This window comes from Clostridium celatum DSM 1785 (assembly GCF_000320405.1).
Classification (GTDB): domain Bacteria; phylum Bacillota; class Clostridia; order Clostridiales; family Clostridiaceae; genus Clostridium; species Clostridium celatum.
Genome location: NZ_KB291649.1, coordinates 73,920 through 87,345, shown reverse-complemented (window position 1 = coordinate 87,345; position 13,426 = coordinate 73,920). Strand labels below are relative to the sequence as shown.

The 13,426-nt window shown below is 26.3% G+C and carries 11 protein-coding genes; 9 read left to right on the top strand and 2 right to left on the bottom strand.

Annotated features, from left to right (window positions below):
- Positions 1–10: 10 nt before the first annotated feature.
- From HMPREF0216_RS09340 to HMPREF0216_RS09315, 6 genes are all read left to right on the top strand, one after another.
- Positions 11–388, top strand: coding sequence for an NUDIX hydrolase (locus HMPREF0216_RS09340; RefSeq protein WP_005213800.1), 378 nt, complete (start codon positions 11–13; stop codon positions 386–388).
- A gap of 127 nt (positions 389–515) precedes the next feature.
- Positions 516–2,225, top strand: coding sequence for an ABC transporter ATP-binding protein (locus HMPREF0216_RS09335; protein WP_005213799.1), 1,710 nt, complete (start codon positions 516–518; stop codon positions 2,223–2,225).
- A 155-nt stretch (positions 2,226–2,380) separates the two neighbouring features.
- Positions 2,381–2,695 (top strand): thioredoxin, encoded by a 315-nt coding sequence (gene trxA, locus HMPREF0216_RS09330; protein ID WP_005213798.1) that lies wholly within the window; start codon positions 2,381–2,383, stop codon positions 2,693–2,695.
- Between the two features lie 14 nt (positions 2,696–2,709).
- Positions 2,710–3,573 (top strand): NAD(P)/FAD-dependent oxidoreductase, encoded by an 864-nt coding sequence (locus tag HMPREF0216_RS09325; protein WP_005213797.1) that lies wholly within the window; start codon positions 2,710–2,712, stop codon positions 3,571–3,573.
- A gap of 117 nt (positions 3,574–3,690) precedes the next feature.
- Positions 3,691–5,619 carry an HIRAN domain-containing protein gene (locus HMPREF0216_RS09320; RefSeq protein WP_005213796.1) on the top strand — a complete coding sequence of 643 codons (1,929 nt, stop codon included), beginning with the start codon at positions 3,691–3,693 and terminating at the stop codon, positions 5,617–5,619.
- 79 nt (positions 5,620–5,698) lie between these two features.
- Entirely contained in the window at positions 5,699–6,352 is a 654-nt protein-coding gene (locus HMPREF0216_RS09315) for a deoxynucleoside kinase (protein WP_005213795.1), read from the top strand.
- Between the two features lie 46 nt (positions 6,353–6,398).
- On the opposite strand, the gene HMPREF0216_RS09310 is transcribed toward HMPREF0216_RS09315, so the two are convergent.
- Positions 6,399–8,303 carry an NAD(+) synthase gene (locus tag HMPREF0216_RS09310; protein ID WP_005213794.1) on the bottom strand — a complete coding sequence of 635 codons (1,905 nt, stop codon included), beginning with the start codon at positions 8,301–8,303 and terminating at the stop codon, positions 6,399–6,401.
- Positions 8,304–8,634: 331 nt separating this feature from the next.
- Here HMPREF0216_RS09310 and HMPREF0216_RS09305 point away from each other — a divergent pair, with 331 nt between their 5' ends.
- The 3 genes from HMPREF0216_RS09305 (at position 8,635) to rbr (ending at position 11,007) form a co-directional block, all read left to right on the top strand.
- A complete protein-coding gene (locus tag HMPREF0216_RS09305; protein WP_005213793.1) occupies positions 8,635–9,063 on the top strand; it encodes an NfeD family protein in 429 nt (142 codons plus the stop codon).
- A 2-nt stretch (positions 9,064–9,065) separates the two neighbouring features.
- Positions 9,066–10,010 carry an SPFH domain-containing protein gene (locus tag HMPREF0216_RS09300; protein ID WP_005213792.1) on the top strand — a complete coding sequence of 315 codons (945 nt, stop codon included), beginning with the start codon at positions 9,066–9,068 and terminating at the stop codon, positions 10,008–10,010.
- Between the two features lie 406 nt (positions 10,011–10,416).
- A complete protein-coding gene (rbr, locus tag HMPREF0216_RS09295; RefSeq protein WP_005213790.1) occupies positions 10,417–11,007 on the top strand; it encodes a rubrerythrin in 591 nt (196 codons plus the stop codon).
- Positions 11,008–11,122: 115 nt separating this feature from the next.
- Here the strand turns inward: rbr and HMPREF0216_RS09290 are convergent, their stop codons facing one another.
- The gene (locus HMPREF0216_RS09290) at positions 11,123–13,303 is read right to left on the bottom strand and encodes a HelD family protein (protein WP_005213789.1); all 2,181 of its coding nucleotides are present in this window, start codon (positions 13,301–13,303) and stop codon (positions 11,123–11,125) included.
- Between the last annotated feature and the right edge of the window lie 123 nt (positions 13,304–13,426).

Below are 13,426 nucleotides of genomic sequence, written 5' to 3'. Positions count from 1 at the left end.
GGAGGTACAAATGGGGAAAGTAGTAAGATGTTCAATTGTTATTTATGATGACTTTAATAATGTGCTAATAGCAGAGAGAGGAAAAAAGGTAGATAAAATTTGGGGATTATTTGGAAAAGAAATGAAAGGGAAAGAAACAGAGGATAAGTGTATTTGTAAAGCTATAGATAAAGAATTAAAATGTACTATATTTGATTTAGAACCTTTTAAAGAATATAAATTAGGAGAAACAGAAGAAACACTAAAAGTTTTTAAGGGCACTGTAAAAGAATATATGACTTGCCATAGAAATATAAATTGTATTAAGTGGATAAATAAAAAAGAAGTTAGTAACTATAAATTTAATGATGAAGATATGAAAATTTTAGAAGATTTCTTTAATAATTAAAATAAAAGCAAATTTTGAACGTTAAATAATAAGAAATGTTTTTAGATTTTTACATAATAATATTTTAAAGAACAAGGTGTACAGTTCCTTGTTCTTATTTTTGTAATATAGAAAAGGGGAGGGTGTAATGATAAAAAAATTTATATCATATTATAAACCATATAAAACATTATTCTTTTTAGATTTGTTAGTTGCAACTGTGGCAACAATATGCAATTTAATATATCCAATGATGACTAGAAATTTAGTAAATGAAGCAATTCCTAATAATGATATTAAAGTAATAGGGATATTTGCTATAGTTCTAATAATACTGTATTTAGTAAAAGCGGGATGTACGTATTTCATGCAATATTTTGGACATCTTGTTGGTGTTGGAATGCAAGGTGATATGAGAAGAGATATGTTTAATCATCTTGAAAATTTACCAAATTCATATTTTGATAATAATAAATCAGGTGATTTAATGAGTAGAATGGTTAATGATCTTATGGAGGTATCAGAGCTTGCTCATCATGGTCCAGAAGATTTATTTATATCAATTATAATGTTTTTAGGATCATTTATAATTTTATGTACAATTAATGTTCCACTTACTATTATTATATTTGCATTTGTTCCTTTTATAGTTATTTATACTTTAAAGAAAAGAGAAAAAATGAATAAATGCTTTATGGAAACTAGAGTACATACTTCAGAAATAAATTCTACATTAGAAAATTCAATAGCAGGAATTAGAATTTCTAAAGCTTTTGTTGCTCATGAGTATGAAAAGAAAAAATTTAATGATGGTAATAATAGATTTAAGGAAGTAAGAAGACAGGCTTATAAAGTTATGGCTGAGTATTTTTCAGGTGTTAATTTTGGAGTAGATATACTTGATTATGTAGTTCTTATTGCTGGTGGAGTATTTACTTATTATGGAACAATAAATTTAGGAGATTTTTTTGCATATCTTTTATACGTAAAATTATTTACTGACCCAATAAAGAAACTTATAAATTTTGTTGAGCAATATCAAAATGGAATGACAGGCTTTAAAAGATTTATGGATATTATGGAAGTTGAATGCGAAAAGGAAAAAGATAATGCAATAGAACTTAAGGAAGTACAAGGAAAAATAACTTTTGATAATGTTACTTTTGCATATGAAAATGAAAAAATTTTAGATGGACTTTCTTTATCTATTGATAGTGGAAAAATGTTAGCTTTAGTTGGACCTTCTGGTGGAGGAAAAACAACTTTTTGTAGTTTAATACCAAGGTTTTATGATGTTGATAGTGGAGATATTAAAATTGATGGGACTAGCATTTATGATTTAAAGTTAGATTCATTAAGACAAAATATAGGTATAGTTCAACAGGATGTATTTTTGTATACAGGAACAATAAAAGAAAATATAAGCTATGGTAAGTTAGATGCAACAGATGAAGAGATTATTGAAGCTGCAAAAAAAGCTAATATTCATGAGTTTATAATGAGTTTAAAGGATGGATATGATACTTTTATTGGGGAAAGAGGTGTGAAATTATCTGGTGGACAAAAACAAAGAATTTCTATAGCAAGAGTATTTTTGAAAAATCCACCTATATTAATTTTAGATGAAGCTACATCGGCATTAGATAATGTAACTGAATATTTAATCCAAAAATCTTTAGAAGAGCTTTGTAAAAATAGGACAACAATAGTTGTGGCACATAGATTATCAACTATTAAAAATGCAGATGAAATAATAGTATTAACTGATAATGGAATTGAGGAAAGAGGAAGCCATGATGAGTTAATCAAAAAGAAGGGAATTTATAATAATTTAAATAAATATGCAAAAGCTAACTAAAAGTGACTAAGTCATAGAATTATTAAAGTTAAAAGGGGTAAAATAAGTACAAAGGTAAATTTATTAGGAACATAAAATTATTGACTAATAATTATTATCGCTGTACAATTAATAAAAATAATAATATGCCATAATAGGTATTAGGAGGAAGTATAATGGTTAAACATTTAAAAGAAAATGAATTTAATTCAGAAGTTGTTGAATTTGATGGTGTTAGTATAGTAGATTTCTGGGCAGATTGGTGTGGACCATGTAAGATGATAGGGCCTATATATGAAGAAGTAGCAGGAGAATTAACTAATGCTAAATTCACAAAGGTTAATGTTGATGAATGTCCAAATTTAGCAGGAAAATATAGAGTTGCAAGTATACCAACAATTATGGTGTTCAAAAATGGAGCTCCTATAGATACTTTAGTTGGATTTATGCCTAAAACTCAATTAAAAGATGCTGTTGCAAAACATTTATAAAAAAGGTGAATACTATGGAGAGATATGATATAGCCATAGTAGGTAGCGGCCCAGCTGGATTATCAGCAGCTCTAAATGCAAAGATAAGAAATAAGAGTTTTATTATCTTCGGACATAAAGATTTAAGTAATAAGCTTATTAAAGCTCCAAAAATTAATAATTATTTGGGTTTTTATGGTTCTAATGGTAGTGAACTTAAGGACATGTTTTTAGAGCATATTAATAAAATGGGGATCAAAATTACTGAGGAAAGAGTTAATAATATTTACGCCATGGGAGATTATTTTGCTTTAATGGTAAATGATAAAATGTATGAAGCAACTTCTGTAATTTTAGCTACTGGTATGGAATACAATAAGCCTATTAAAGGTGAGGTTGAACTTTTAGGAAAAGGTGTTGGATACTGTGCAACTTGTGATGCACCATTGTATAGAGATAAGGTTGTATCTATAGTTGGATATAATAAAGAAGCTGAAGAAGAAGCTAAGTACGTAAGTGAACTTGCTAGCAAAGTATATTATGTACCTATGTATAAAGATAATTATGATATTGGTGAAAATGTAGAAGTTATAGAAGAAAAACCAGTAGAAATTATTGGTGAAGGAAAAGTTTCAAGTTTAAAACTTCAAAATACAGAATTACAAACTGATGGTGTATTTGTATTAAAAGATAGCATATCACCAGGTCAATTAGTACCAGGACTAGAGATAGTGGATGGACACATTAATGTTGATAGAGAAATGAAAACAAATATATCAGGATGCTTTGCAGCCGGAGATTGTGTAGGAAAGCCATATCAATATATCAAGTCAGCTGGAGAAGGAAATATTGCAGCTTTAAGTGCAGTAAAATATATAGATTCTTTAAAAAATAAATAATATTAAAAATGATATCTTAAATCTTTAAGGTATCATTTTTTTTACTAAAACGTTAAATGATATGATAAAATATAATATAATATAAGTACTTAAAATAATGGGATAAAGAGGTGGGGTATGAAAACAAAAAAGTTTGTAGATTTAATGGAATGGTGGAATAAGTATAAATATAAACCCTATGAAAAAATTGATATGCTAATGGCTGGGGAAAAAGAATGTGACGCAATTTATTTAGATCAATCTATTACAGCAAGGGAAAAAGAAGAACTAGCTAATGGGTTATTAGAAATTTTAATAGAATCATTCAAATATGAGGGAAAAGCTGAAGATGTTATTAGATTTATAAAAAGATTTCCTATAATAGATTATTATTTTATATTTATAGATAAAATAAAAATTTTATTGAAAGAAAGAATGATAACTAAAGAGGAATTGTTTATTACAGGAAAATATTATGCAAATGAATGTGAAGAGAGCGAAGGAATTAAATTAGGATTAACATTATTAAGATTTGCAGATAATATAGATGCATTAGAAATTTTAAAGATATATTCAAATCACAATGAGTTTATCTTTTATTGCATAGAGGCAATAAAAGAATATAGTATGTGTAATTCTATTATTTTCAATATTGCTAAAGCAAGCAATGGGTATGGGAAGATTATTGCTGTAAGTAATTTGGAACCACTAACTGAAGAAATTAAAGAATGGATTATAGAAGAGGGAAGTTTAAATAACATTTTAGAAGAGGTATTACTTATATTAAAATTTAATGAATATGATTATTTAAATTATTTTGGTAGCGGTAGAAAAACAAAAAATAAGTATGAAATATTTACACGAAATTTAAAGTTATTGTGTCAGATTGAAGATACATTGAGAGAATATATAACATTTGAGATAATAAATCTATATTTTGAGTACTATAAAAAATTTGATATTAATTTTGATAATTTATATGTAATGTATAGTATGTTGATGTTACTATATGATGAAGATAATAAAATGGCAAGTGAACTTTCAGAATTTGAAAAGGAATTAAGAGATAATATTACAAATAAAATTTTATCTTATAATTATGAAGAAATAATAAAAGATGAAATAAGTTTTGGGAGTTATGATAAAAAAATAGCAATTGATATTGCAAGTGTATTTGATATTGAATTAAAATTTAATGATTTTAAAGATGTATTAAAGTACGAGCCATTTAATAATTACATTTATCAATATATTTTAGAAAAAGAGGACAAGTTAGATAAGAATAATTTAATAAAATTTGCATGTGAAAATATTGACTTTGATAAAATAAATTATGAAAAAGAAACTATATACGAGGAAGAAATAAATAAAGAATATATAGATTATAGATATGCACAAGATATTGCTTTATATCTAATAATTTCAGATATGGAAGACTTAGCTAAAGACTATATAGATATTAATATTAAAGCGTTAAAAACACGATATATAGCTACAAGAAGAGCAGCTTTTGCTAATTTAAAGAATTTTTATGAATATAAAAGCAAAGAAATTAATGAGGAAATTAAAATAGCATGTTCTTTAGAGGATGATAAAAATTTAAAAAGAAGTATGGAACGTTTTTTAAATAATAGAAATGATGAAGAAAAAGAAAGTCGTTTTATTAACATAGAAGATGTTAAGGTAAAACCACATTCAAAAGATATTTTCTTATTACAAACTCATATAGCAGGAATTAAATATAGAGATTTAACTATAATAGAAGAAAAACTTATAAAGGGAAAAGAAGTATTTTTAAAAAGGGAAAAAGATAATTTATATGATAAGAATTCTATAATGATTTTAGCTGACAATGGATATTTATTAGGGTATATTCCTAAGAGTGAAAATGTAATTTTAAAAAATCTTATTGATTATGGAAAAATTATTTATGGAGAAATAACTGATATAAGTGAAGATTTTTCAGAAATAAAAGTAGATTTATTTTTAAGCTATGTAGATGTAATAGAAGAAGTAAGTGCAACTTTAAATATGATGGCAGATGAGAGTATAGGATATTTAAATTAGAGATTTAATTCAAAGCTTGACACAGAAAATATTACAAAGTATTATAAAACGTGCACTAAGGATGAAGGATAGGTGAAGTATGTTGCTAGTTGTTGGTGGAATGATAGGACTTGGAAAGAGTTCTGTAGCAAAGATATTAGGTGAACATTTTAAATCAGATGTTTTTTATGAAAGTGTGGATGACAATCCGCTTTTACCTCTATTTTACAGTGAATCAGAGGAAGAGATTCAAAGAAAGAGATATCCATTTTTATTACAATTATATTTCTTAAATACTAGATTTAAAAGTATTAAAGAAGCATTAATAAATGATAATAATATTTTAGATAGATCAATATACGAAGATTGGTATTTTGCTAAGAAAAATATGGAGCTTGGTAGAATTTCAGAATTAGAAATGAATATATATGAAAATTTATTAAATAATATGATGGAAGAGCTTGAATCTTTACCAAAGAAGGCTCCAGATATTATGATTTATCTTAAAGGATCATTTGAAACTGTTATAAATAGAATAAATCTTAGAGGTAGAGATTTTGAGGTTGACGATAGTTTAAAAGAATATTATCAATTCTTATGGAGAGATTATGATAATTGGGTTAATAACCATTATAAAGCATCACAAGTTCTTATTGTAGATATGGACAATATGGATGTGGTTAATAGTGAAGAAGATAAAGATAAATTAATAAAAATGGTAGAAGATAAATTAAAAGAAGTTAGAAATAAATAATAAAATAGCTGTTGCAATTTATGCAACAGCTATTTTTAATTTAACTTTATTTAAATGAATTGAAAGAAGCATCAGAAGGCATTCTCCAGTCTCCACGTGGGCTTAAAGAAATTGAACCAACTTTAGGGCCATCAGGAAGTGCGCTTCTCTTAAATTGTTGAGTGAAAAATCTATAAATAAATTTATCTAACCATTTATTAATTTCTTCTTTAGAGTAATCATCTTTAAATGCAATTTCAGCTAAGAATTGTATTCTTTCTTTAGAAGATCCATGTTTTATAAAATGATATAAGAAAAAGTCATGTAATTCATATGGTCCAACTATATCTTCCGTTTTTTGAACTATATCACCTTTTTCACTCTTAGGTAAAAGTTCAGGACTAACAGGAGTATCTAAAATGTCTAACAATGTATGAGATACTTCTTTATTAGATTCTTTTTCTGCTACATACTTAACTAAGTATCTAACAAGAGTTTTAGGAATTGAAGGATTTACAGAATACATACTCATATGATCCCCATTATAAGTACACCATCCAAGAGCAAGTTCAGATAAATCTCCAGTTCCAATTAATAATCCACCTTCTTTATTAGCTAAATCCATAAGAATTTGAGTTCTTTCTCTAGCTTGAACATTTTCATAAGTTACATCATGTATATCTTTATCATGACCAATATCTTTGAAATGTTGAAGAGCAGCATCTACTATATTAATTTCTCGTAAGTCTGTACCTAATTCTTTACATAGAGTTAAAGCATTATTATAAGTTCTATCTGTTGTACCAAAGCCAGGCATAGTTATTGCTATGATATTCTTATTATCAATACCAAGTAGCTTGAAAGTTTTAACTACAACTAAAAGAGCTAACGTAGAATCAAGACCACCAGAAATACCTATAACAGCTTTCTTTAAGTTAGTATGCTCTAAACGCTTTGCAAGAGCTGAAGCTTGAATGTTGAAGATTTCCTTACATCTTTCTTCTCTTTCATGTTCATTTGATGGAACAAATGGATGCTTATCAACATATCTATCAAATTCTTTAATATTGGTATCTTTAAAATTAAAATATATATTTTTAGCTTTAAAAGGAACCATTTTACTTGCATCCCTATAGCTTAAATTTTTAAGCCTTTCAGCATTAAGTCTAAATATATCAATACAAGAAGTTATAATTTCATTTTCTCTTTGGAATCTATCATTTTGCTTTAGGATAGAACCATTTTCACTTATTACTAAATGACCACTAAACAAAAGATCAGTAGTGGATTCGTGAACTCCTGCAGAAGAATAAATATATGATGACATACATCTAGCACTTTGATTAGAAATTAATGAAACTCTATAATCCTTTTTACTTACAAGTTCATTTGAAGCAGAAAGGTTTCCTATAATATTTGCTCCTAAAAGTGAAAGGTATGAACTAGGTGGAATAGTAACCCAAAGATCCTCACAAATTTCTACTCCAAATTTATAGTCGCCAGCTGCAAAAATTAAATTAGTTCCAAAAGGAATATTTTCTTGGAAAGGTAGATTTATTATTTCATCTATTAGATTAACACCTTCTGTAAACCATCTTTTTTCATAAAATTCACTATAATTAGGAATATATGATTTAGGAACAATACCTAAAATCCTCCCATTAAATATAATAATGGCACAATTATATAAAACATTATTATGTATTAAAGGTGCACCTACGGCTAAAAGCATATCTTTATCAACACTTTTTTCACAAATCAATTTAATACCGTCTAATGCTTTATTTAAAAGAGTGGAAGTTAAGAATAAATCAGAGCAAGTGTATGAAGTTATGCAAAGCTCAGGAAAAACAAGAAACTTTACATTACTATCATAAGATTTATCAATGCAATAACATATATTTTCAACATTATAAAGAACATCTGCTACTTTGGTTTTAGGACAAGCAGATCCTACTTTAATAAAATCCATATTATCATCTCCATTACATTATATAAATTTAGTATTGTATTAGTGAGCTAATAAAATACACATAAGTAAATAATAAAAGGAAAACCTTAGAAAATCAATGAAATTCAACGGAGAATCAATTTAAAAAGAATTAAGTGATAAAAAATAACTCTTTTAAAGATAAAAAATAACTTGCAAAATAGTTTGTGATAAATTATAATAAGATTGTAGTTAATATTTAATAAATATTAATTTATGAAAAAATAGAATAAAATGGTGTATAATTAAATTAATATAATCATAAGTAGTCTATTAAATTTATAGAATAAAGTAAGTGGAAGGGGGAAAGTGAATGTGGGAGGTAATTACTTGGATAATTGTTGCTATTGTTGTAATTGCTATTGACATTGTTACTAGTAGTTTTATATTTATGTGGTTTTCTATCGGAGCTTTAGTTGCAATAATTCTTTCTTTAATAGGTGTATCAGTAACGTGGCAAATAGTAGCATTCTTAATAATAGGTGTTGCAACGGTTTCTATTGGTTATCCTTGGGCAAAGAAAAAATTCAAAGCTGATGTAAATCATGTAAAAACAATGGAACAAAACTACATTGGGATGGTTATGACTGCAGAAGAAGATATGGGAGAAACATCTAAAATAAAAGTAAGTGGTATTTATTGGACTGCTTATAATAAAGGAAAAATTATAAAAAAAGGTGAACAATATACTATAATAGGTATAGAAGGAAATAAATTAGTTGTAAGTTTAAAGGAGGATTAATTATGATGGGCATGATATTTTTAGTAGCATTATTAGTAATTATATTAATTTTGTTATTATCATCAATCAAAGTTGTAAATACAGGGTATTTATATGTAGTAGAAAGGTTAGGACAATTCCATAGAATTTTAGAACCAGGATGGCATTTCATAATTCCAGGTATAGATTTTGTGAGAAAAAAGGTATCAACTAAACAACAAATTTTAGATGTACCACCACAATCAGTTATTACTAAAGATAATGTTAAGATTTCAGTTGATAATGTTATTTTCTATAAAATGTTAAATGCTAAAGATGCTGTATATAATATTGAAGATTATAAATCAGGTTTAGTTTATTCAGCAACTACTAATATAAGAAATATTTTAGGTAATATGAGTTTAGACGAAATTCTAGCAGGAAGAGATGCTATAAATCAACAGTTATTAGGTATAATTGATGAAGTTACAGATGCTTATGGAATAAAAGTGTTATCAGTAGAAATTAAAAACATAATTCCACCAGCTGAAATACAAGAAGCTATGGAAAAACAAATGAAGGCTGAAAGAGATAAGAGAGCTATGATTCTTCAAGCAGAAGGTTTAAGACAATCTCAAATTGAAAAGGCTGAAGGTGAAAAGCAATCACAAATATTAAGAGCAGAAGCTGAAAAACAAGCTAATATTAGAAGAGCAGAAGGTTTAAAAGAATCTCAATTACTTGAAGCAGAAGGTAAGGCTAAGGCTATAGAACAAATAGCAATAGCAGAAGCAGAAGCTATTAGGAAAGTAAACCAAGCTATTATTGAATCAGGAACTAACGAGACAGTTATAGCATTAAAACAAGTTGAAGCATTAAAAGAAATGGCTAATAATCCAGCTAATAAACTTATATTACCAAATGAAACATTATCTTCACTTGGAAGTATTGCTGCTATTGGAGAAATGCTAAAAGGTAATAAAGAATAAATAAAAACATTAAGATAGTATTAAAAAATAATTATTATAGCTAAAAATATTATAAAAAATGAACTTAAAATAGTAAATTAAAATAAAACGGCAAATTGAAGGAATAAATTCTTAAAGTTGAATGTTATTGAATAAGATTAAATTTAATTATTTCAATAAACTTTTAGAGAATTTAAGCTTTCATTTGCCATTTTTACTTTTTAATATTTTAAAGATAAATTTATTAATAGAAATTATTCAAATAGTAGATTAATAAAATAAATTGATAAATATACAAAAGAGATTAAAGTATATTAATATAAGTAATAAATGAAATTGAGAAATAAACAACATTATTATATGTATATTTATGGGAAAAGTGTATATAATTACTTATATAAAGTTAGTATATAAAGGGAGGTAAAGTATGGTTGATTTTAAAAATAGTGAAACTAAAAAGAATTTAATGAGGGCTTTTGCAGGAGAGAGTCAAGCGAGAAATAGATATGAATTTGCTGCATCAGTAGCAAAAAAAGAAGGATATTCAATTTTACAGGATTTATTTAATTATACAGCTAATCAAGAAAAGGCTCACGCAAAAGAATTTATGAAAAAATTAAAAGATTTTTCAGGTGAGGAAATTGTTATTACAGCAGGGTATCCAGCAGAAAGTGGAGAAAATACATTAAGTCTTTTAAAATTAGCAACAGAACATGAAAATGCAGAGCATGATGAAATATATAAGAATTTTGCAGAAGTAGCTGAAAAAGAAGGTTTTAAAGATATAGCTATTTTATTTGAAAAAATAGCTTCTATTGAAAAAGTACATGCAAATAGATTTTCTAAATATGCAAAAGAGTTAGAAAATAATTCGTTATTTAAGAATGAAACTAAAATGCAATGGATGTGTACTAATTGTGGATATATTTACGAAGGAAATGGAGCACCAGAAGCATGTCCAGTATGCCTACATCCTAAGGGATTTTTCATGGAATTTGAAAATACTCCTTTTGAATAAGAGTATTAAATTTTAGGTTTAGCTACTTTAGTATTATTATTAAAGTAGGTTATAAAGAAAAGTTTGTTATATTCCTGAAGGATATATAACAAACTTTTCGGCATTATAGTTAATTTTAATATTCACTTGTGATTGTGTAAAGGGTAGTATCCTTTGGAAGGATAGCTTCTAGTGATTTATTAGTGTATATGTGTAATTCGTGTAATGCTCTCGTACAGGCTGTGTAGAATAGATGCTTGTCTTCTAAACCTAGATAATTTTCACCATCTGCTAATATAACACCATCAAATTCTAAGCCTTTGGCTAAATAAGATGATATTACATTTACACCAACTTTAAATTCACATTTATCACTAGTTATTAAGTTTATATGAGAATTAATTGCTTTTAATTTATCATAAAGTTTTTCACAATTTTCTTTGTTTTTACAGATTATAGCTATTGATTTATATCCTTTATCTTTCATTGATGAAATTGTAGAAGAAATTAAACTTTCCACATTACTATCTGTAATATGAATAGTTGGATTTTCACCAATTCTATCTACAGCTTCAATAGGTTCATGAGTATCTAATATATCCTTAGTGAATGTAGTTATGTTATAAGTAGAACGATAGCTCTTAGTTAAAACTACTGTTTTAACATCATCAAATACTTCAGTAATACTATTTCTATTTTTTACATTTGAATGTTTATCTATTCTTTGATTTAAATCTCCCATAATAGTTATTGAAGCATTAGGGAAAGATTTCTTTATTATTTCATAGAATAATGGACTATAATCTTGACATTCATCTACAAGAACATGTTTCATGTTTCCATAACTTCTAAAACCTTCTAATGCGGCTCTAATATATATTATAGGGGTAATGTCTTCATACTTTACTTCGTTATATCCAATATACTTTAATGTAAGATTCTTAATTTCATCTAAGTTACTATCAGTATACTTTTCTATGTTTTCCCATAGTAATTTATAAATAGAAACGCTATTTAAAGTATCTATCATATTATCAACTTGTAAGTTAACTTGCTCAAGGCAATAATCATAGAATAATTTTTTATCCTCTACATAGTCAAAATTAGAATTATCTTTTTTAGATAAATATTTATTTTCAACTTGTGAGAAAAGACTTTGCTTAATAACATCAATTCTATTTAAGAATGGAATATCGTTAAAACGTTCAAAAATTGTATTTTCTACTGATTTTTTAGAAATTATTTGAGTTCCCTCAATAGTAATAGGTTTAATATTAGTTATTAATTTAGGAATATCTATTACGAAATTATTAAGAACATCCATAAACTCTTTAGTATTTTTATATTCCATTGATTTAGCTCGTGTTTTAAATTCACTTAAGTTATTATCATTAGAGTAAATATAATCTAAATGATCATTTTTATTTTCATAAATAAAGTTTTGAGGTAAGAACTTTTTAGCATATAATTCAAAAGTTGTTTGGCGAATATTACTTTCACCTAAGTCAGGTAATACGTCAGAAATATATTCAGCAAATACTTCGTTAGGACTGAAGATTAAAATGTTATCTGCAGTAAGATTTTTTCTATGCTTATATAAAAGATAAGCAGATCTATGTAATGCAATTGAAGTTTTACCAGAACCAGCAGCGCCTTGTATAAATAATATTTTACTATCATCACTTCTAATAATATCATTTTGTTCTTTTTGAATACTTGCTACTATGTTTTTCATTTTATCTGTTGCATTATTGCTAAGCATAGAATTTAATGCTTCATCACATAAACTTTCATCAGAATTATGCATAAACACAATTTCACCATTTTTTATATTATATTGTCTAGTAAAATCAATTTGTCCTGAAATTCTTCTTACAGGAGCATCATAATATGCAGGACCAACTTCAAAATCATAAAACATATTTGCTACAGGAGAACGCCAGTCGAAAACTAACATTTCAAAATTATCTTCATCTTCAACGGTAGATAATCCTATATAAAAGCTTTCAAGTTCTTCACCATCTTCTTTAAAATCTAATCTTGCAAAATATGGATTGCTAAGTTGTTTTTCTAATGTTCTTATTCTTGAAAGTTTTTTAGAGTGTAGCTGTTCATTTAAAGCAACTTGGCTACAATTTTCATTTATTTCAATTTCATCTAGTTCAGCTCTATTATCCCATAAGAATTTTCTGTGATTAATAATTTCTTTATCTTGTTTTTCACTTGAAACACCATAAGAATCTAAAAGTTCATTTATTTTTTTTATAGTATTTTTTAAATATTTATTTTCATCATTAATGTTTTTTCCAATTAACATTTCATCATTCTCCTTATAATAACGGTCATTAAATTTTAATGTTTATATTAATTTGTGTCAAGTAAGGAATATTAACTTTATTTATGAATAAATGTGCTAGAAAACGGATATAATATAAATAAC